This window comes from Vasconcelosia minhoensis LEGE 07310, assembly GCF_015207255.1.
In the GTDB taxonomy this organism is placed as follows: domain Bacteria; phylum Cyanobacteriota; class Cyanobacteriia; order Phormidesmidales; family Phormidesmidaceae; genus Vasconcelosia; species Vasconcelosia minhoensis.
Map to the genome: position 1 here is coordinate 62,668 of NZ_JADEXG010000009.1, position 21,384 is coordinate 84,051.

The window sequence follows — 21,384 nt, forward strand, 5'->3', positions numbered from 1 at the left end:
GAGTTTTAGGCCAAAAAAATTCCTGAAAGCACTCTCAAAAAGACAGATGCCTGCCTTGAGACGGCCTATTTGCAGGCAATCCAAAAAGCGTTTGCTCCATGAATACTTGGTTATCCGTATCTTAGAGCATTCTCTAGGACTTTCCATCTGACCTTTATCTAACTTTTATATGACTTTACCGACTATCTACGTTCTGGCTTAAGGGCTATCTTGAATTCACCTCAGTAAAACTACTGCTTCTTCAGAGCTAGAACATCGTAAAAGGAAGTCATTTCATGAAAAAAGGTGAAGCTCTCGGTCCCCAAACGCCTGCCGAACGCAGAAATGAAGCCTTCGAAAGACGCGTATGCGCTGCGCGGGCACAGCAGGCAGAAGTTCATCCCGTCCATATGAATAATGGGGACGACGAAAAGTACGCAGATCGTCGGGCTTCCTTTACGAAGGGAATGCTTCACGATCCTGAGACGGGTCTAGCTGACCGGGCAGCTTATGAATCTCTGCTTAACGCTTTGAAGTCAGGGGTTCCTGAAGCTTTTGATCGGATTCGGCTAAGTGGCGATCGCAAGCTGGTAAACCCTCAAGCGGGTCTTGCCTTTGAAGTTGCAGGCGGTGACAATCACGCCTTTACCGTTCCACCCGCTCCAAAGTTCAATAGTCAGGAAGAAGCCGCTGAAATCGTTGAAAACTACTGGATGGCTCTGCTCCGCGATGTGCCCTTTGATGAATACGCGATCACCGGCGGGGCTAAAGATGCGGCTGAAGAGCTAACTGACTTCGGCAGTGAGTTCAAGGGGGCTAAAGATGACTCAACGCTGCGAGTCACCCCGAAGACTCTTTTCAGAGGTCTAACGCCGGGTGACAAGGTAGGCCCTTATATCTCTCAGTTTTTGATGCTGCCAGTGCCTTTTGGCGCTCAGGGCTACAACCAGCAGATGCTGACGCCCAAACCGAAAATAGATTTCGTCACTGATTGGAATGAGTATATTGTCGTTCAAAACGGGGCTGAACGAGGCTTCAAACTCGATAAAGACAATTCAGATAAATCAGACTTTGATCCATGCCCGGTCTATATCCGCAACGGACGGGATCTCAGCCAGTGGGTTCATATTGATGTGCTGTTCCAAGCCTATTTCAATGCGATGCTGATTCTCTTGCAGGGGCCTAATCATCCGACTCCCGTATTGGGAGGACTCCGCGCACCCAAAAACCCAGGCAATCCCTATCTTCGCAACGCTACTCAGGATGCATTTGGTACTTTTGGTGACCCCTACATTGCGGCTACGCTATGTGAGGTGGCCACACGGGCTCTGCGGGCCGTATGGTTCCAAAAGTGGAACGTCCATCGCCGCCTGCGCCCAGAAGTTTTTGCGGCTCGCATTCATGCTAACCATGTTTGCCATACTGACTTCGATGTTTGGGAATCCCTTAAGCCAGATTCAACCTGTAAGCAGCCTGTCTTGGATCATGTGTTTGAACACAACAAGCAGCAAAACACACGCACCGGAAAGTCCACTGACGGAACTTACTTGTTGCCGCTAGCTTTCCCAGAAGGTAGCCCAACTCACCCAGCCTACGGTGCAGGACATGCAACGGTAGCAGGTGCCTGTGTAACGTTGCTCAAGGCGTTCTTCGATGAGAATCAACCCATCTCAAAACCTGTGAAGGTCAGTCAGGATGGTCAAACGCTTGAGGACTACACCGGCGAAGACAAGGACAAACTAACCATTGGCGGCGAGCTGAATAAACTTGCATCCAATATTGCAATAGGCCGAAATATCGCAGGCGTACACTGGCGCTCCGATGGTACTGAGTCCTTGTTCTTGGGTGAACAGGTCGCGATCTCCCTACTCCGCGATCACCGCCCGACATTCAACGAACGCTTTGGCGGATACGAGTTCACAACCTTTGCTGGCAGGAAGATATCTGTATAAAGTAGAAAGGTTCCCTTTTTACTTTGAGACCAAGAATACACCCAGCAAAAAAACATGCTTGGTACATTACAAAAAACATGCAATGCGAATAATTAGTTGATGACAACTGATTAATTCAGTAAGACTTCACATTTCTAAAGCTTAGAGATCAAATACATAAGACTACTGTTTGAGGAATAACTTCATATGACCCCTGATAAAAAACGACTCATAGTTTGTTGCGATGGAACTTGGCAAACGTTAGACAATGTTTATCCTACCAATGTTGTTAAGATTGCTCAAGCAATTAAGCCTATAAGCGAGGATGGTACGCAGCAAATACTCTACTATGACTCAGGAATTGGAACTTTAAGGGGAGACAGAATTAGAGGAGGTGCATTTGGAAGAGGAATAGACGAAAAAATACTCCAAGCTTATCGATTTTTATGCCTCAATTACTGCCCAGACGTAGATGAGATCTATCTATTTGGTTTTAGTCGTGGAGCTTATACTGTTCGAAGTCTAGCAGGAATGATGAGTTACTGTGGCCTTTTGCCTAGACAACAAATTCGAAGTTCTAGAAAGGCTTATGATTTGTATCGAGAACGAAACAACGTTGAATTCAAAGATCAAGAAGCTTCTACAAAGAACTCAAATAATGAAAAAATAAGAGACTTTTGGCAAACCCACGGATCTCAAACAGTAAAAATTACGCTCCTTGGCTGCTGGGATACTGTAGGAGCTTTAGGTATTCCTAATTTTGTAGATTTGCCAGAGGTCATAAGATTTCTTGATCTGTCTGAGCGGAATCAGAAAAAATACGAGTTCCTCGACACAAGTCTGAGTAAGTTTGTTCAACATGCCTTACATGCAGTAGCAGTTGACGAGCACCGAAAGGTATTTCAAGTTACTCCTATGACACCAAATCCAACAATTCCTGATCAAGTTCAAGAAATGTGGTTTGCTGGCGAGCATGGTTGTGTCGGTGGCGGTACACAAGGTCATCGAGGACTCTCAGACTGCACTTTACAATGGATGATAAATAGAATTCGAAGTCTTGGTATAGGACTAGAATTTGATGAAAGTCGTGTACAGTATAGCGCTGATAACGAATCACTGAAACTCGGAATTTATCCAGACCCTGAAGTTCCTTTTTTGAATGGCGGCCCTACTAAGTTTGGTTTTAGAGGCAATCATTTGCGCGAGATAAACAACCAAAAAGACTTAAGTGAGTACCTTAAGATTCGCTGGAAAAGTGAAAAGGTGGACTATAAACCAGAGAACTTGGCAGCCTTTAAAGGCTATCTCGATTCCTGGGGGCAAGATGAAGCAAGTAAAGTCGATGCTTTTGAAGCTACAGACGATGAAATTGATGGATGTGGTATCACTATCGAAGAAAAGGATGCAATACCAGATGAAGATTTACCCAATGCCGACGGAGGTGTAGAATAAGATGCCATTTTCTTTGATTTGGTTGCCGAAAGTACTTCAAGATGCTGGCCTCAAAGTTGCTTTAGTCGATGGTTGGGAAGATCGAGGTAAAGGTGACATAGGTACTGTAAAAGGCGTTGTTTGTCACCACACAGCTGGCCCAAGGAATGGAAATATGCCTAGCCTTCAAATCGTCAAGAACGGCCATCCTAATCTTAGCGGCCCTCTTTCCCAACTTTGCCTTGGGCGAGATGGAACGTACTATGTGGTTGCTGCTGGTAAAGCAAACCATGCTGGAAGTGGTGTGTGGCAAGGCATTACAACCGGCAATACTAACTTCATTGGCATTGAGGCAGAGAATACTGGATTGAATAACGATTTCCCCTGGCCAGATATACAGATGGATGCCTATCGACACGGTGTCGCAGCAATCTTGAAGAAAATCAATAAAGGAACCATTATGTGCTGCGGACACAAGGAATATGCCCCCGGACATAAAATTGACCCCCTTTTTGATATGAACGCGTTTCGGTCGGAAGTTGACGCAATCCTACAAGGTACAACGCCTCCTCTGAGAAGAATTCCGCAAATGGAGGATAGTACTACTGCAAGACCTACGCTTAGACGAGGTGCGACTGGCGACTTAGTAAAACAGATACAGAGAAAGGTCAGAGTTGATATTGTAGATGGTATCTTTGGTTCTAGAACTGAGGCGGCGGTACGTGAATTCCAGCGAAAACATAGTCTTGTTCCTGATGGCATTGTTGGCCCTAAAACTTGGGCGGCTCTTGATGACGTAGCGATTTAGAAAAATGCATGCACAGAATCAAACGATGACGGTTGAAGTTTGCGAACTTCATAAACATTTTCTATTCAATCATTGAAACCAAAGTCTTAGGCGTTTAATACGGCGTTATTGCATGAATCAAGTCAGCCACAGCAAAGGTTTCAGCATTTGTGAGCCCGAGAAATCCTCAGACTTTATTTTTTCAAAGCCTGAAACACTTGCATAGAAACAATTATTTATGCAACAACGCCCAATTATCGAACGTTTTAACTGTCTGCGTTCTGGGAAGACATTTGGAGAAAAATTAAGCTTAGTCTAAAAAATGACATGCTCAAGTTTTAAAAGTTTACATTTCCTACTTTAACTGAGGATTAAGACATGCGCGATATGAAAATACCAGACGTCAGAACCACACCAGACGCCAGAACCTTTCTAGCTCTGTTCATTCCAGTCATTGCAATTCTTAGCGCATTAATCTTGTCAATAACAATTATCGTAAATGACGATGAAGATACCACAGCCTCAGAGCGAGGACAAATTGTTTTTAATGCAACTTTGCCACTTTTTGGCACGTGGGTTGGAACCGTTTTGGCATACTATTTCGCCAAAGATAATTTTGAGGCGGCTTCTCAAAGCGTTAGAAAAAGTGCCGAACTAGCTCAATTAACTTCTCAGGTTTCCCAAGGAGAACTGCAATCTACTCTTGTCACTGTTGCTATGACCGCTAAAAGTAAAATGTTCTTTAAATATTCTACTGATACAATCGCACTGGATGAGATTGTGCGACAATTAGAAAGAAGAGGGCTCAGGCGTCTTCCAATTCTTGAAGACGCCACTGCGCAGACGACGAGGCAGACGACGAGCCCCGACTCATCCGAAGAAATTTTGGCTTTTCCTAAAGGAATAATATACATCGAAGACATACTTAAATATCTGTACTTTAGATCGCCAAAAGCTAGTGAGTCGCCAACCTTGCAAAACTTCCTTCAGGAAGTTAGTAAAGAAAGACCCTTTGCCTTAGTAGGTGAAGAAGCAACACTTTCAACAGCAAAAGAGGCAATTGACAAGATTCCTGATTGTAACGATGCATTTGTAACTAAAACGGGTAGACAAGACAGCGAAGTTGTAGGTTTTCTAACTAACACAGACATTGGAAACTATACTAAAGTTTAATGTACGCTCCCTTTAAAAGCACTGCAAATGTCCAAAGGAAATTGAAGAAATGATGCGAATATCCGTTCAAAGCCGTGCCTTGATATCGAGTAAACACAATGGTTTTCACTCTATTAAACTTAGCCCTACATAGCAACCTGGGTTCCTTTAGTTTGATATTAGTTTGATAGATTAATGCTTTCTAAGGGCGTTGACATAAATCATAATAAATGATGATTTTCAGAAGTTGAAACAATCGCTTTTTGTTTAATTAAGGAGAACAACTATGCCAACAATCAAGCAAATGATTGATAACCTTTCTAATAACACTTGCGGCACTAGTACAGTACGAGGTCTTAGCCTTCAGATTATTGATGAAATGAATCTCCTAATCCCCAGTGTTTTAGTCAATATTGAAGATCTCAATGTCAAATTAGAAAGCTCAGGAGTCAACCCTTACCTTCAACCCGCAGCAAAAGAGGCACTGCGACGAGCTATCACGAGGCGTCGGGCAACCTTGCATATAACTTCAGCTTATCGAACAGTAGCCCAGCAGTACCTTTTGAGACGTTGGTTCGAAATGGGTAAGTGTAACATTGGTGCCGCAGCACGGCCAGGGTTTAGCAACCACGAAGACGGTTTAGCTCTAGATACTCCAGATTTTGATGCTTGGAGGACTGCTTTAGAGGCTGAAAAATGGGATTGGCTTGGAGATACAAATCACAAGGATCCATTCCACTTTACTTTTGTAGGAGGGAGTGTACGAGATGATATTGGCGATATTGGGGTCAAAGCTTTCCAACAGCTCTGGAATAAGAACAAACCAGACGACCAAATTTCGGTTGACAATGTCTTTGGCCCTCAGACTGCAAAACGCCTAGATCAATCTCCATCAGAAGGTTTCAATATTGCAAGACTTCTCAAGCTAGTAAGTCCCCCGATGCAAGGTGGCGATGTTCGAAAGGTTCAAGAGTCCTTAGTCAATGTTGAACTTCTTAGTATAGAAGATGTAAACGGCATCTATGACGAAAAAACTGCAAATGCGATAGCAACTTTTCAAGATAAAAGAGGATTAAGCATAGATAGAGTGGTTGGACCTCCAGGGTAAGCGCAAGAATCAATAAAGACTGCCTTATTGAGAAAAATGGCCGCGCCTATGTCAACAGGGTAAAGCTATTGAGAAAGGCGAGTACGAAAAACTGGGGCTTCTAGCCACGTCTGCAGCGCCCAAAAGCCAATGCATACTTTGGATACGATTTTCTTGCGCTTACCCTGGTTGGACCTCAAACCCGTCGAAAGTTAGGGATTCTCTAAGTCGAGAATGGAGAGCACTTGCCATGTTAAGCTACGTGGTCCGAACTAATAGAGTGCGAAATCAGTGGGGCCGTTCAGCCTTACTCAAAATTAAGAAGAATTAAGAGATTTGGGTGACACCCAAATTCAACAACTCATTCGATTAACGTACTTCGTTGCGATTAACTCATGCTGATTTAGCTGTTCATCTTTGTTCAGGAGTTAAAAATATGCTATTTACTGCTCAAGTAGTAACCACAGACGAATGGGAGGCAGAGCCTTCTGGGCCATTTTCAAGAACGGTTCCGCGATTTGTTGTGATTCACCATACTGATAACAACAATCCTCCAAATGATCCTTCCAGAGGAACAATTGAAGGTGCAAAAAGACTTGCGAAGAATATTCAAATCTTCCATAAACGCTCTAGAGGGTGGTCAGATTCAGGACATAACTTCTTGAATACTACTGGAGGTTTTATCCTTGAAGGAAGACATGGTTCATTAAACGCTGTTAAACAAGGATTTTGTGTTCTATCAGCTCACGCACTTCAAGATTCACTAAAGCTGGCTGGGGGAAACCAGTCTCCTGGTATTGAAAATGAAGGGAATTTTATGACCTTCGAGATGGGGCAGGCCCAGTGGAATAGTTTGGTGGAGCTTTGCGCTTCCCTTTGTGAGTCATGCGCCATTAGCCCTAAAAATATCAGGGGGCATCGAGAATTTAGCAATACAGATTGTCCAGGTGATTGGCTCTTCAAGCAACTACCTCGTTTGCGCAAAGCAGTTGCTGATAAGCTAGAAATGCATATAGACTTGCATGAGCTTGAGAATAATGTTGCTGGTCAGACCCTAAAAGTTGGTTCGACAGGCCCTGAAGTAATTAAACTTCAAAAACGCCTGAGTGAGAGGAACTTCAACCCTGGCCCTATTGACGGTCTATTTGGAGATGGAACTAGATCAGCTGTAATACTCTTTCAAAGATCTGTGGGCCTCGAAGAAGATGGCATTGCTGGTCCACAGGCTCTCAGATCTCTGGATTTAATCTAACTGCTAATTCGGACTAACGAACATCATCTAAAAGTTATACAAGTATATGAGATTGTCTAAGCCCTAAAGATAGCCTTTAAAACAATCTATACCCTATTAACAAATTTCTCTCCGTCTATAAAGCCCATTTTCAGCAAGAGTGAAAATACATCACCAACTGACCATGACATATACTGCCGTAAAACAGCACGTTTCAAATAGAGGCGTTCCACCAAATGACTTTCTTGATCAGCTAGTTGCATGGGGGAAAGATGCGCCTGATGAGATATTCGTGCGAAACCCTTTTAGCGATATTTATTCCAGTGTATTCAACACGCTCGGGCCTTGGCAGGGCATCCCACATCGACGCGCTGTTATGTTAGAAGTGATGCGCGTTCTTGCTGGCTTTGAGTCTTCATGGAATTGGAACGAAGGGCGTGACATTACCAACCCCACTTCCGTTATACCAGACACGATCGAGGCTGGCGCTTGGCAGGTGAGCGCGAATGCGATGAATTTCGGGCAGGAACTCAAGGATCTCGTGCTTGACAAAGTTGGTACGCTCGATGGCAATGCTTTTCAAAAAGCAATGAAATTGGATCATTTGCTGGCAATGGAATTTGTGGCTCGGCTGCTACGCCGAACCACGCGTCACCATGGTCCTGCCCTTCGGCACGAGATTGACCCGTGGTTGCGCCGGGATGCGGTTGCAGAGTTTATAGCTTTAATGTAACGCGAGCATAGCTAAAGGTGTGCAGAGATCGCCTTTAATCTCTTTGTAAATGTTGAAAATAGGAATCTCAAATGGTTATGACATCAAATGGAATTAATGCCGCAACCGCTTGGTATGTCCCTTTGGGAGAATTAGATAAGCCAGAAGGTGCCCCTCTTCAGCGAGCTGAGGGTAAACCCGCTGCGACAGATACGCTTGTGCAGGAGGGAGGCAGCTTTACGATTACCCTGGAAACCTTTTGCATTAACGGACATCACGATGAGCGCAGTGACAATGATTTGCTAGTGCGATCGCGAATTAAATACGGCAGCGCTCCTCTGACCGAAGCCATCAATTTTTTTGGTGCCGATATCCCCGCTGGACAGGTGCAGGAGAACCTGCTCTCAGAGTACATTTTTAGCCAGGAAAACTACGATGGGCGCGATCGCGTTTACCTGGAAATTGATATTACCGAAGTCGATCGGAACTTAGCTGGGGACAGCTCTCTACTAAGCGGACTCCAAACCATCAAAGCAGACTTTGGCGCAATTTTTCCGACCCTACTTCCCTTCGCTGCCGTAGCTGTCAATACCCTCAGTAAGCTAACCAAACTTACCGCACGCCGAGATGACAACAAAATAGTATTTAAGAATTCTCTGGATTTTTCCCTGGTAGGAGCTGAAGGAGAAGCCAGACTGCGCTGCGGCGCTTATATCCTGTTTAACAGTCCAGTAGAAGCGGTGCAGTATCGGCTACGAGGGCTCAAGATAGAGTACTTCACGCCTTCAGAGCAAGGAAATCCGGTAAAAGATGACTATGTAGTGATTAAAGTTGTCCCAGTGTTGCTCAATACAGGCCACGATGAAGACCTGCTAGAAAACCAGCAGCTTGCTGTAGTATTAAGCCACGCCAATCAGAAGCAGGCGGGTATGGCTGACCGACTCTCACAGCGGAAGTTTCTTCAAAGCTTTATCCAAGACGCTCAAAAGATGCGAGACCTCGATCGATTTTTGAATTTGAAAGGAGTAATCGATCTTAACCTACCTCTAAATCCTAATCAACAGGAAACTTTTCTTCGCCTTGCCCAAAAATTCAAAGGCGTCATCGCTGCTCTCAAGCAGTAAGCGCTAGAAAAAAATCATATCGGGCAATGACTCAAACTATCCATTTATTCTAGATTCGAAAAACGATTTCTACTGCTTGATTTTGCCGGTAAACGACGTAATAACAGACTGCATAGTTCAACTACAAAACACGTATTACAGGATTGGTACAATGAGTAAACTTTTTAACCAGTTGGTCAAAATTTACGCAGAGACAAGTATAGATTTTCCCCAACTTAAAGAAATTACTATTGCTCAATGGCTCCTTGAATCTGGCCGAGGCACTAGCCGGCTTGCTATCGAACATCGCAATTTTGGTGGTTTAAAGTGGCGAGCTAAAATGGCAGGATTTGCCATACCAGTGGACTACCAAGCTAGTGATGGATTAGATAAATACTGTGAATTTGAAAGCCTAGAAGCTTTCATCAAAGGTTACTGGCATTTTTTGGAACGTTCTCTTTATGAAGGTTGGCGTAATAATACGGGATCCGCTGAAGAATTTATTAATTTTATCGGACCTATATATGCAGGCGATAGTGAGTATATTTCTAAAGTTTCTAATTTACTCTTTGAGGCCAAACTAATTTTGGCTGATGCCCAGCATGGAAAGCACCATGCGGGAACTGCTGAACCTGTAAAGAAGCCATCAATCAAGGCTTTTATCGAAAGCCCGAACCATAGCAGCCGAGCAGGTGCTGAAATAGATACAGTTATAATTCACTATACTACAGCAGGCACTTATGAAAGCACAAAAGCCCACTTCTTAAATCCTGAATCTAAGGTTTCTGCGCATTATGTTATCGACAAAAATGGCGATATATATCAAATGGTTAAGGATAGTGATAAAGCTTGGCATGCTGCTCAAGCAAATCGTAGTAGTATTGGGATTGAACACGTCGCTAAAGTAGGAGATCGGTTAACTTCAGCCCAAGAAAAATCATCTGTAAACTTAATAAAATGGTTGATTGCAGAATACAAAATTCCTAGAGAAAATGTTAAAGCTCATAAGCAGGTAAGTTCAACTAGCTGCCCAGGCAACATATTTGGAGACAACATAGACGATTTACATATTCCTAATTTCAAGAAGTGGATCGATAAAAATATTATAGGCAATGTTGCTTCAACACTTCAGCAAATTGGGCCAAGTGGCTTAGGTATTTACATAGTAAAGCCAGGAGAGACTCTTTTGGTAATTGCTGATCGCCATAATACAACCCTTGACAATCTACTAACAATTAACCCTGATATTCAGAATCCTGATATTATTTTCCCAGGGCAGAAGATCATAGTTGCCCGAGTGGATGGGGACGATGATTTAATTATTGCTAAAAGCCGTCCTTTAAATCTTCCAATTATAATTGCAGAACATCAACTTAACCGTAATAATTACCAAAATTTCTTGCATCACCTTCTAGGTGATATAACAATTACTGGTGGTTATATGGAACCACTTGGACATTCTAAGAAGCCAGAACAGAAAGCTATCTATTACGATGGGACATTAAAAACCTTACCTGCTGATGGAAGTAGTAGTGGACGCAATATTGGCATTGACTACGTCGTTACTAATAAAAAAGTAAAAGCTTGGTATGGAGGAATTGTAACCAGACAAGGTAGAGAAGGCGGCTATGGGCGAAGGGTTCACCTTCAATTAGATGTCATGTATCAACATGAAGAGAAAAAATATCAAGTTTATCAGGCTTATGCTCATTTACGTGAAACTTCAGTTAGTGTAGGACAAACGCTACAACAAGGAGAGCAAATTGGCATCATGGGAGGCTCAGGATCTTCTACAGATAATGACTATCCACCGCATGTCGATCTAAGCACATATTTGTTCATCAGTGGCCGGTTAGTTCAGCTGAATCCTCAGGTTTTGGATAAGCAGCTTGTTTGAATGTTCATCATTGAAAATCTTGCGTATCATTAAGCAGCGAAGTCAAACCATGAATGGGCTAGACAATATTTCAGATTTTATTGCTGAACGCTTACATATTTGTCGTACAAAGAGACGGTCATACGAGATTTGGCTTTCAATCCTTCAGCCGCTAAATATAGTCACAATAGCTGCCCCCGCAGTTTTATCAGTTATTGCGGGTTCTACAATTTTAACAGAACCTGCATTCTTTGGGCCAGATGGGGGGCGCTTAGTAGCAGGACTTTGCGCTTTTGTAAGTGCAGTCCTTACAACTATCCACAAAGCTCTTAATTGTGATAATCATCAATCTGAGTGTCGTAGACTCGTGCAAACTTATTCCGCACTGGAAGCAAGCTATGAAAGACTAACACTTATTTCTGAGGAAAAGCAGCTTAAAGAAGAAGTATTAAAGCTAGATATCCGCCTAGAGCAAATTAAAGAAGGAGCAGGAGCACAACCACCCGATTGGTGTCGGAGGAGGGCACAAAGAGAGCTGTCAAAAACTAAGTATAGTCGCCATTAATCTAATCAACCTGTTTAAATTAAAGGCGTTTCCCTTAGCGTCTCGGCATAGTTAAAAAAGTTTAGGCAGTAGACTTTATGAACCTATTCTAAACTAGACATAGCTACTCCTCTGGGAATCGCCATGACTGATACGCTCATCCAAAGCCCCGGTCGGGTCATTTTCCAAAACATCAGCTGGCAAACCTATCAGTCCTTGATTAAGGACTTTGTCTCTGAGCCTGCCATTCGACTGACCTGCGATCGCGGCATCCTCGAAATCCGCAAGCCCCTCGACCCCCACGAAAGCTACAGAAAACTACTTGGCCGCCTAATCGAAGCCGCAACGGAAGACTCGACCTAGAAATTCGCAGCTTAGGACTCGTCCGTAAATAAACAACCGATTTCAGGTTGACCAAAACTTTAAGTCCAGCTAGATAGAGAATCAACAATCCGGTAACTTAATTCCGAACGGAGCCTTATATGATCCTAGAGTTGATGACACGATGTCCAGAATCGTATGCACAAGATAGCTAAAAGCAAAATCTTGTGTCAAATTTTGTTTGACTTTTTACCAACATCACTTTCAGATTATTGCCCCTCGAATAGTAGAAACAATGAATAGAGAAAAAATTACTTCCCGAGAATATAAGGTTATACTTCGAAAAGAGCACTTTGTTGGAGATGAAAGACAACTCCTAAAAGCAAGTAAAGCTTTTTGGCAATCTTTCAAACAAGTTGCTGTCGATATTGTCCTCGATTCAGAGGGCGATTTGGAGAAGATAGTAGACAGGCGAGAGATCCAGCTCTATGACACCAAAAAACAGCTTTTTTATAATAAGAACTACATTTTTCGAGAGAGATACGATGTTCTCACCCACAAGAGGGAAGTTACTCTAAAGTTTCGGCACTTAGATCGTTATGTTTCTCAAGATCGCGACATGAAAGCTAATAATCACAGTGAGAAGGGATACAAATTTGAAGAAGACATTAAATCTCCTTTTTTAGTTTTATATAGCTTTTCATCAACTCAAACAATTCCCATTGATGAGAATTTTAGCAAAGTTCGAGATGTGTTACGGTTATACCCTTCCTTATCGGATGAATTTACAAATTACAATGAAGATGAAAACATCAAATCTGTAGGAAATATCATCCTTGAAATTGTTTTGAAGGGAGCTAAATTCCGTATTAGAAAAAACCCACAGTTAGACTGTAAATGTGCTTTAATTGTTTGGTATGCTAAAGACGATGATGAGAAGCCAGTAGTAGTCGAGTTTAGTTTTAGATATGGCGATGATAGTGAAAACTACACCAAAAAAGCATCCCAGCGGGCTTACGATGTGTTTTACAAGTTACAACATAAATTGGAAGATTGGGTAGATATCGAATCTGAGACTAAGACCTCCTATATTTATAAAGTTGCTCAAGGTGTAATTAAATAAAAAGTAGTGCCCCAGAAATGATGATTTTACTGTTCTCAGCCTCCACCAGCAAAGGATTTCAGTACTTTATCATTACCCATTTGGGGCACACCAAATAAAATAAATAAAGTAAGTATTCAGGTCACTGAAAGGTTCTAATGGAGCGGCTTTCGAGTTAGACAGATCTCCACTACTAGCACTCTTTTCTCAATAGCCTACAAAAAATCAAGGTCGAATGATACTCATCGAGAATCCTTATAAGCTTAAATATTGGCTGAAACCTAGCAAACTCGTTCCTCGTTGAGGCAAAAATTACGTCTGTAAATTGGAATTTGGAATTGCTGCTTCTCCAGTACGGAGGTATATTGCTCAGTTACTTCTAAATGCTGAACCGAATTGGAGCCCTTTATGAGCGAAAAGTCAACTTGTTTTAACAATTTCTGGTACTCTGTTCAAGAGTGTAAGGATAAAAGCGATTATGAAGCATCTATGGCTTGTTTCTGGGACTGTCAAGTAGATTTTGCCAATTGTATTAGTAGAGAGCTTGGTCTTTCTAAAGCTGAAGCGCTAGATTTTGTGCGGGAGACTATCGTTTTATTGAAAACGATCACTCCAAGAGAACGTGATGCTTTCTTTCGCTCAGCCGAAGACTCCTCGTCTGTTGATCGAATTTGGTCTCTTGTTCGACCTCTACCTGTTCTTCGTGAAGAGAGTTCGAGTGACTGAAATAAGTACCATGATCTGACGGATGACCTATAGCAGACCTCACAAACTCAAAGTGCGATCGCGGGTTCATCAGCCTAGCCTAAACTAGATATAGCTCTCTGCCGGGAAACGCCATGACTGCTACACTCATCCAAAGTCCCGATCGGGTCATTTTCCAAAACATCAGCTGGCAAACCTATCAATCCCTGATCAAGGACTTTGACTCCGAGCCTGCAATTCGACTGACCTACGATCGCGGCACCCTCGAAATCCGCAAGCCCCTCGACCCCCACGAAAGCTACCGAAAAATACTTGGTCGCTTAATCGAAGCCGCAACCGAAGAACTCGACCTGGAAATTCGCAGCTTAGGGTCGCGCACCGGCGACCGAGAAGACCTGAAAAAAGGATTAGAACCAGACCAGTGCTATTACATTCAAAACGAGGCTCAGGTACGAGACATCGAACAAATTGACTTAGCCTACTTCCCGCCGCCCGACCTGGCAGTCGAAGTAGACATCACCAGCAGCTCGCTAGATCGATTCTCAATTTATGCCGAATTAGGAATCCCAGAAATCTGGCGCTACGATGCGCATTCTCTGGCCATTTACACCTTATCCGAAGGCCAGTACAGAATTTGCGCCCAAAGCATTGCCCTATCGCCGCTCAAAGCAACCGATATTACCCGCTTTCTTGAACTGCGCTTTCCCAAGTCAGAGGCAAAAACAGCCGTAGGCGAAAACAGTTTAATCAAGCAGTTTCGACAATGGCTCGGAAGCCAGTAGGCCAATCGTCCTGAAAGCCCGGATAGAAAGTGCGATCGAGTCTATTATCCCGATTCAGCTCTACATACCCGAATACAGATACCTTCCGTCTGGAGAGCGTTGATTTTTACGATGTCCCGGCTGCTCTGCATAAGGATGTAGCGCTAGCGGGGACGGCACTCAGCTTGACCCGATACAGTCAAAGCCATTCGTCGCTAGATCAGTTACCATCGATGCATGAGTAGTCGGTGAGCACAGGCAATGCTACGAGAAACGCTAAAGCAAGAAATCAATCAGCTCAGCGAAAGTCAGCTGAGGGAAATGGCTGATTTCCTTGTCTCAATCAAGGCTCAGTCTCAACAGTCAGCAAAAACTGATCTGTTCTGGCAGCACGCAACACCTACAGAGCGGTCCCAAAATTTTCGAGCATGGGTTACGCAGCTTCCTAATACGGGCTTAAGCCTTCCGGATACAGCCTTCGATCGCAGCAGCATTTACGAATAGTGACCCGATACTTGCTGGTTACCAACATCGTTTTTCAGATACCCTGGCTGCTCTATATGAGGATTTAGAGCATGAGTCGCTATACTGAGAGCATAGTGATTGAGGCAGAACAGCGTCGCCAGCAAATCGCGATCGCGGCCAAAGCAGCAGTAGATGACTACTCAACAAACGGTGAACTGACAGCTTTCACAGCTCTAGATGGGAAAGACGTCTATGACAGCCCCGGTGGTGAGTTAAAATTGGTTAATTTCGATGCATCGAAGCGAAATCAAAAGAAATGGCAGTGATTTCTAGGAAAAAGCCAAGCAGCAGGGAGCCTTGAACATGGATTGGCAAACTCGAATCGTCATAGACCCTAATATTCTCGTCGGCAAACCGATTTATCAAAGGGACTCGCCTCGCCGTTGAATTCATTATCGACCTTCTTGCCCAGGTTGGAGCACCGATGAAATCCTCCGGAACTATCCTGGCATTACCCTTGAAGACATCCAAGCCTGCCTCAGATGTGCTGCTGCCCTCAAGTAGTTTGTTCTAATGCTATGGTTGCCTTGCCCCAGCCCTCCCTTACGCCTGATGAATATCTCCAGCTAGAGGCCGAAAGCCCCGTCAAGCACGAGTACATTGGCGGCGAAGTCTACGCGATGGCCGGAGCGACTGATGCCCATGTCACGATTGCCGGAAACCTCTTTGCCTTACTCCGTAGCCACGTGCGTGGTACCGGCTGCCGAGCCTACATTGCTGACATGAAAGTGCGGATTGAGAGCCACAATCGCTTCTACTATCCCGACGTCATGGTTACCTGCGACCCCCGCGATACGGAAACTACAAGCTACAAGCGCTTTCCCAAGCTGGTCGTGGAAGTTCTCTCTGACTCTACCGAAGCCTTTGACCGAGGCGATAAGTTTATGGACTATCAGGCCCTCGATAGCCTAGAAGAATATGTGCTGACCAACACCCGCCATCAGCGAGTTGAGTGTTTTCGCCGCAATGAAGCGGGCCTTTGGGTCTTGCAGTACTACACGCCCGAGACAGACGCCTTCCGCCTGGAAAGTATGGATTTTTCAGATACTCTAGCCATTCTATATGAGGATGTAGAGTACGAGTAGCTATACTCAAAGCGTTAGCGGTTGAGGCAAATTTAATACACCTGTACCGATGCCTGCCGTAGAACAGGCTTTTACCTGCGTCGGAGTATGCCAGATGCTTTCAAATGGGTATCAGCCCATCCATCTGTTTTGGTACAATTCAAATCCCCAAACGGTATTCATTCTTGCCGGTGTGACTGAGAGCTTGGAAATTCTAGTTTTCTCAAATGGACAATGGACTCATGGTTCGCTTATTTATTTTAGTGGTTCGCTAAATTCTGAAAACGCCACATGTAGCGTAAAGTTGATTACATTTTCCTCATGACTTCCTGAGACGCCATATGGCAAGAGAAGACTCATGGGTTAGAACATTTGTCAATAGACCGGAAAGCCATTGCTTTCGTGGTATTTCTGAATCTCAAATTATTTTGAGCGAACCATAAGAATGGAGGTTTAATAATGTCGAAACCTGACTTTAGCCAGATGTCTCGTCAAGAACTAAGAGCCTATGTCCTGGCACATCGCGAGGACGATGCTGCCATCGAAGCTTTAATTCAAAGCGGAAATCCCGACAGCCCAATCTATCCCTATCCTCAAACTGATGAAGACTTAAAGGCCATGGAAGCAATTTTCAGGCAAAAGCTGAGCGGTAGGGAGTCCTGAATATGGTCGCCTCATCCCAGCCCTCCCTTACGCCTGATGAATACCTCCAGCTCGAGGCTGAAAGCCCCGTCAAGCACGAGTACATTGGCGGCGAAGTTTACGCGATGGCTGGGGCGACCGATGCCCATGTCACTCTTGCGCTGAACCTAGCTACCTTACTTCGCCATCACGTGCGCGGTTCCGGCTGCCGAGCCTATATTGCTGACATGAAAGTGCGGATTGGGAGCCACAATCGCTTCTACTATCCCGACGTCATGGTCACCTGCGACCCCCGCGATTCAGAAACTACAAGCTACAAGTGCTTCCCCAAGCTGGTCGTGGAAGTTCTCTCTGACTCTACCGAAGCTTTTGACCGAGGTGATAAATTTGCCGACTTCCAGACCCTAGACAGTCTGGAAGAGTATGTCCTGATCAATACTCGTCACCCCCGAGTTGAGTGTTTTCGGCGCAACAAAGCGGGGCTGTGGGTCTTGCAGTACTATACCCCTGAGACAGATGTCTTCCGGCTGGAAAGTATCAACTTTTCAGATACCCTGGCTACTTTGTATGAAGATGTGGAATATCAATAGCGATGTCATTCTTCCTAACCTGCGATCGCGTTTTCTATCTTGGCATCATGGTCATCGACACTCTCCGCGAAGGGAAATTCGGAAATGAACTAATGCAACAAATCACAGAAGCCCTCGCGATTGTTCTAGCGATTTGAACAGGGCCAGTTTATAACGCTCCGACCTAACGCTAGGGTTGCCTCACCTTCGACGAATACCTCAGCGACCAGACAAGCCACAGAGGGGAAACTGGCTGGTACGATCAGGATAGGTTCAGGCAGGGCGCTATTCTCAGTAATCTGACCTGACCCAGCGCCATAGATACGGCTGACCATACTCAAGGACCCATCGGACTCTGCCATGCTCACTCCCGCCGATTTTTTACAAGCAACCCAGTGGGTTGGCCTGGGTACCCTCGCCTTTGCGGGGCTGACCCTCCTGGCGTTTATTCTCAAATGGGGCTGGCGGTTTCGGCTAGTGGGTGCCACCGGGCTGATGGCCGTGCTGACGGTGGGGCTATTTGGCCTCAGCTTCGAGCCGTTTACGCGGGCAGCGGTGCCGGGTTCAGTGCCTTTTACAACCGTGTTTGACTCCGGCGGCTCGCAGATTGTGATCAAGGTGCCCCAGTCGATTACGCAGACCGAGCTGGAGGCGACGCTCCAGCAGGCGGCCAGCAATCTGCTCAAGGCCAGTCGATTGGGCAACCGACAGACGCCGACAATTCGGGCTCGGACAATTGTGCATCCCCGTCCGGGAATTTCTGAGCTGCTGTACGTGGGTCAGGTGCAGCCAATCCCTGACGCGGAAACGGGTGAGCCGGTGACGATTCAGATTAACGCGCCGCAGCTAGCCAAAGCCAGTGCAGCTAGCGCGGCCTAGCATTTATGTCTAGGCTGCATTACACTAGCTTTTCATTAAACTCGTTCTGCTAAGGGCCTTTTCGCTGCAATCGGTGAATGCCATGACCGCCGCTCTCAAACCGCCGCTGATGATTGCCCCCGCCCAGGTGATCCGGGGACAGGGCATAATTGCGCAGAGCTCATCCCTAATCCAGCGACTGGGACAGCGACCGCTGATTGTAGGTGGCGATCGCACCCTAAAAATTGCCCAGCCTTTTCTCCAACCGGCCCTGACTGAGCTGAACTGGGAAACCGGCTCCTATCAAACCGATTGTAGCGAAGCCGCGCTGAAACATTTGCATCGAGCCGTCGTCAGCCACAGCGCTGACCTGATTATCGGAGTCGGCGGTGGCAAGGCCCTGGACGCGGCCAAGCTGCTGGCCCATCAGGCGAATTTACCTATAGTCACTATCCCGACCTCTGCCGCCACCTGCGCCGCCTGGACGGCTCTATCTAATATTTATTCAGACCAGGGGGCCTTCCGCTACGATGTCAGCCTGCCTCGCTGCCCCGACCTGCTTTTGCTGGATTACGACCTGGTTGCTACCGCACCGCCGCGCACCCTGATCGCAGGTATCGGCGACGCCCTGGCCAAATGGTACGAAGCCTCGGTCAGCAGCGGCAGCTCCGACCAGACCCTGATGATTGGCGCAGTGCAGCAGGCCCGGGTACTGCGCGATATTCTGTTCCAGAAGTCAGCAGCGGCGCTTCAGGAAACGGGCGGTAGCGACTGGCAAGAGGTTGTGGATGCAACCATACTGATGGCAGGCGTCATCGGCGGCATGGGCGGGGCTCAGTGCCGAACCGTGGCGGCCCATGCGGTTCACAACGGACTGACCCAGCTGCCCGCCAGTCACGATTCGCTGCACGGCGAGAAGGTGGCCTATGGTATTCTGGTGCAGCTTCGACTTGAAGAAATGGGGCCGGGGAATGCCCTGGCAGCAACGGCGCGGCAGCAGCTCTTGCGGTTTTACGCAACGCTGGGACTGCCTAAAACGCTGGCCGACTTGGGACTGGGTGAGATTGCCCTGAGCCAGCTCCAGCAGGCAGCGGTGGTAAGCTGTCAGGCCGGGTCAGATATTCATCGTCTGCCGTTTCAGGTCTGCCCAGAGCAGCTGCTGGCCGCGATGGTTTCGACTACGGCCCCAGGTCAGCGGCGAGCCGCAACCCCTACACCTGCAAGCGTCGAAGCCTCGGCATAGGAGAGATGGATGCAACTCGATTGGCTACAACCGGCTGAGCGGCTAGGAGCCCTGCCGCCCTACGTATTTGCCCGACTGGATGAGCTCAAGGCCAAGGCCCGCGAGCAGGGCGTTGATTTAATTGACCTGGGGATGGGCAATCCCGGCGGGCCGACACCGCAGCCGGTCGTTGACGCCGCGATCGCGGCCATTGCCGACCCGGCCAACCACGGCTATCCGCCCTTTGAGGGTACCGCTAGCTTCCGCCGGGCGATTACCAGCTGGTACCATAGCCGCTACGAGGTCACCCTCGATCCCGATAGCGAAGCCCTGCCGCTGCTGGGTTCCAAGGAAGGACTGAGCCATTTAGCGATGGCCTACATCAATCCGGGCGATGTAGTTCTGGTGCCGACGCCTGCCTACCCGGCTCACTTTCGGGGACCCGCGATCGCGGGAGCCGACATCCATCCCCTCATCCTCAAGCCTGAGAATGACTGGCTGATTGACCTAGACGCCATTCCCGCAGACCTGGCCCAGCGAGCCAAAGTCCTTTACTTCAACTATCCCAACAATCCTACGGGAGCCACTGCGCCGCGAACGTTCTTTGAAGACATCGTCGCCTTTGCCCAGCAGTATGAAATTTTACTGGTCCACGACCTCTGCTATGCCGAGCTGGCCTTTGATGGCTATCAGCCCACCAGCCTGTTAGAAATTCCGGGAGCTAAGGCGCTGGGGGTGGAGTTTCATACGCTATCCAAAACCTACAATATGGCCGGCTGGCGGGTGGGCTTTGCGGTGGGCAATCCGCACGTGATCCAGGGCCTGCGAACGCTTAAGACCAATCTGGATTACGGCATTTTTTCGGCATTGCAAACTGCGGCTGAGACGGCGTTGCAGCTGCCCGATGTCTATCTGCATGAGGTGCAGGCTCGCTACCGCAGTCGCCGCGATTTTCTGATCCAGGCGCTGGCCGAACTGGGCTGGGACGTGCCTAAACCCGAGGCGACGATGTATCTCTGGGTGCCCTGCCCGCCGCAGATGAGCGCCTCGGATTTTGCCTTCATGCTGCTGCAAAAAACCGGCGTGGTGGTCACTCCGGGCAGTGCCTTTGGCGAAGGTGGCGAAGGTTACGTGCGAATTAGCCTAATTGCCGACTGCGATCGCTTAGGTGAGGCAGTAGAGCGACTGCGGCAGGCCAACATTCGCTACCCAATGGCGGCCAGCGTCTAGCTCGCGCCGACGGTGGACCAGGTGGTGACGACAAAAATTACCGCCGAAGTCAGCCCTAAAATGCCTTCAATCACGTTGCCGATCAAAGAGCCGACGACCACGGCCAGGCTGACTTTGGCGCAGAGCTTAGTGCGCGCGCCAAGGGCTAAATCCTGACGATAGATAAATTCGCCTACAAACGCACCCAGCATCGCCCCGAGCACAATCCCCACCAGCGGCCCGCCCACCGGCAGCGTGGGCAGCAGGCCAAAAAATCCCAGCAGCAGCCCAGCCACAGCTCCAATCTGCCCCCAGCGGCTCGCCCCCACTTTCTTAGCGCCTAAATAGGCGGCCAGATAGCCCACAATCAGACTCAGCAGCAGCGCCAGAGCCGTGATGCCCAAGGCCCAGCTCACCTTTGCAAAGCCGACGACCAGGCCCCAGATCACGACCGCCGCTAGAATGACGCTAATCCCAGGTAGGGCTGGCACAAATGCGCCGATGACGCCGATCGCGATCGCAACCAGCAAAACCCCATAAAGCACTACCAACCAATTCATCTGCAACCTCTTA

Annotated in this window: 22 protein-coding genes and 1 pseudogene; 22 read left to right on the forward strand and 1 reads right to left on the reverse strand. The window is 46.9% G+C overall.

Features of this window, described 5'->3' with window-relative positions; translation table 11 throughout:
* Nucleotides 1–275 precede the first annotated feature (275 nt).
* The 22 genes and pseudogenes from IQ241_RS05750 (at nt 276) to IQ241_RS05850 (ending at nt 20,832) form a co-directional block, all read left to right on the forward strand.
* Nucleotides 276–1,931, forward strand: a complete 1,656-nt coding sequence (locus IQ241_RS05750) for a vanadium-dependent haloperoxidase (protein WP_193905463.1) — start codon at nt 276–278, stop codon at nt 1,929–1,931.
* Nucleotides 1,932–2,117: 186 nt separating this feature from the next.
* A complete protein-coding gene (locus IQ241_RS05755; RefSeq protein ID WP_193905464.1) occupies nt 2,118–3,362 on the forward strand; it encodes a DUF2235 domain-containing protein in 1,245 nt (414 codons plus the stop codon).
* Nucleotide 3,363: 1 nt separating this feature from the next.
* Nucleotides 3,364–4,149: a peptidoglycan recognition protein family protein gene (locus IQ241_RS05760; RefSeq protein ID WP_193905465.1), complete on the forward strand. Its 786-nt coding sequence runs from the start codon at nt 3,364–3,366 to the stop codon at nt 4,147–4,149.
* A gap of 357 nt (nt 4,150–4,506) precedes the next feature.
* Nucleotides 4,507–5,301 carry a hypothetical protein gene (locus IQ241_RS05765; RefSeq protein ID WP_193905466.1) on the forward strand — a complete coding sequence of 265 codons (795 nt, stop codon included), beginning with the start codon at nt 4,507–4,509 and terminating at the stop codon, nt 5,299–5,301.
* Between the two features lie 265 nt (nt 5,302–5,566).
* Nucleotides 5,567–6,388 carry a peptidoglycan-binding protein gene (locus tag IQ241_RS05770; RefSeq protein ID WP_193905467.1) on the forward strand — a complete coding sequence of 274 codons (822 nt, stop codon included), beginning with the start codon at nt 5,567–5,569 and terminating at the stop codon, nt 6,386–6,388.
* Between the two features lie 361 nt (nt 6,389–6,749).
* The gene (locus IQ241_RS05775; RefSeq protein ID WP_228021418.1) at nt 6,750–7,619 is read left to right on the forward strand and encodes a peptidoglycan recognition protein family protein; all 870 of its coding nucleotides are present in this window, start codon (nt 6,750–6,752) and stop codon (nt 7,617–7,619) included.
* Between the two features lie 163 nt (nt 7,620–7,782).
* On the forward strand, nt 7,783–8,331 hold the full coding sequence (locus IQ241_RS05780; RefSeq protein WP_228021419.1) for a hypothetical protein: 549 nt from the start codon (nt 7,783–7,785) through the stop codon (nt 8,329–8,331).
* A 71-nt stretch (nt 8,332–8,402) separates the two neighbouring features.
* Nucleotides 8,403–9,434, forward strand: coding sequence for a hypothetical protein (locus IQ241_RS05785; protein ID WP_193905468.1), 1,032 nt, complete (start codon nt 8,403–8,405; stop codon nt 9,432–9,434).
* Nucleotides 9,435–9,585: 151 nt separating this feature from the next.
* Complete coding sequence (locus IQ241_RS05790; RefSeq protein WP_193905469.1) at nt 9,586–11,310, forward strand: N-acetylmuramoyl-L-alanine amidase; 1,725 nt, start codon at nt 9,586–9,588, stop codon at nt 11,308–11,310.
* 49 nt (nt 11,311–11,359) lie between these two features.
* Nucleotides 11,360–11,854 (forward strand): hypothetical protein, encoded by a 495-nt coding sequence (locus IQ241_RS05795; protein WP_193905470.1) that lies wholly within the window; start codon nt 11,360–11,362, stop codon nt 11,852–11,854.
* 123 nt (nt 11,855–11,977) lie between these two features.
* Nucleotides 11,978–12,196 carry a hypothetical protein gene (locus tag IQ241_RS05800; RefSeq protein ID WP_228021420.1) on the forward strand — a complete coding sequence of 73 codons (219 nt, stop codon included), beginning with the start codon at nt 11,978–11,980 and terminating at the stop codon, nt 12,194–12,196.
* A gap of 253 nt (nt 12,197–12,449) precedes the next feature.
* Nucleotides 12,450–13,277, forward strand: a complete 828-nt coding sequence (locus IQ241_RS05805; protein WP_193905471.1) for a hypothetical protein — start codon at nt 12,450–12,452, stop codon at nt 13,275–13,277.
* 818 nt (nt 13,278–14,095) lie between these two features.
* Nucleotides 14,096–14,743: a Uma2 family endonuclease gene (locus IQ241_RS05810; RefSeq protein WP_193905472.1), complete on the forward strand. Its 648-nt coding sequence runs from the start codon at nt 14,096–14,098 to the stop codon at nt 14,741–14,743.
* Nucleotides 14,744–15,297: 554 nt separating this feature from the next.
* Nucleotides 15,298–15,513 (forward strand): hypothetical protein, encoded by a 216-nt coding sequence (locus IQ241_RS05815; RefSeq protein WP_193905473.1) that lies wholly within the window; start codon nt 15,298–15,300, stop codon nt 15,511–15,513.
* Between the two features lie 37 nt (nt 15,514–15,550).
* Nucleotides 15,551–15,751: pseudogene (locus tag IQ241_RS26370) on the forward strand (DUF433 domain-containing protein).
* Between the two features lie 14 nt (nt 15,752–15,765).
* Nucleotides 15,766–16,332, forward strand: a complete 567-nt coding sequence (locus IQ241_RS05825) for a Uma2 family endonuclease (RefSeq protein WP_193905474.1) — start codon at nt 15,766–15,768, stop codon at nt 16,330–16,332.
* 49 nt (nt 16,333–16,381) lie between these two features.
* On the forward strand, nt 16,382–16,636 hold the full coding sequence (locus IQ241_RS26375; protein ID WP_390622419.1) for a DUF6888 family protein: 255 nt from the start codon (nt 16,382–16,384) through the stop codon (nt 16,634–16,636).
* Nucleotides 16,637–16,770: 134 nt separating this feature from the next.
* The gene (locus tag IQ241_RS05830; protein ID WP_193905475.1) at nt 16,771–16,974 is read left to right on the forward strand and encodes a DUF6887 family protein; all 204 of its coding nucleotides are present in this window, start codon (nt 16,771–16,773) and stop codon (nt 16,972–16,974) included.
* Nucleotides 16,975–16,976: 2 nt separating this feature from the next.
* A complete protein-coding gene (locus tag IQ241_RS05835; protein WP_193905476.1) occupies nt 16,977–17,543 on the forward strand; it encodes a Uma2 family endonuclease in 567 nt (188 codons plus the stop codon).
* 339 nt (nt 17,544–17,882) lie between these two features.
* Nucleotides 17,883–18,401: a Ycf51 family protein gene (locus tag IQ241_RS05840; protein ID WP_193905477.1), complete on the forward strand. Its 519-nt coding sequence runs from the start codon at nt 17,883–17,885 to the stop codon at nt 18,399–18,401.
* 82 nt (nt 18,402–18,483) lie between these two features.
* The gene (locus tag IQ241_RS05845; protein WP_193905478.1) at nt 18,484–19,623 is read left to right on the forward strand and encodes an iron-containing alcohol dehydrogenase family protein; all 1,140 of its coding nucleotides are present in this window, start codon (nt 18,484–18,486) and stop codon (nt 19,621–19,623) included.
* Between the two features lie 9 nt (nt 19,624–19,632).
* A complete protein-coding gene (locus IQ241_RS05850; RefSeq protein ID WP_193905479.1) occupies nt 19,633–20,832 on the forward strand; it encodes an aspartate aminotransferase in 1,200 nt (399 codons plus the stop codon).
* Here the strand turns inward: IQ241_RS05850 and IQ241_RS05855 are convergent.
* Entirely contained in the window at nt 20,829–21,371 is a 543-nt protein-coding gene (locus IQ241_RS05855; protein ID WP_193905480.1) for a DUF456 domain-containing protein, read from the reverse strand. The two genes, IQ241_RS05850 and IQ241_RS05855, sit on opposite strands and share 4 nt — an antisense overlap.
* Between the last annotated feature and the right edge of the window lie 13 nt (nt 21,372–21,384).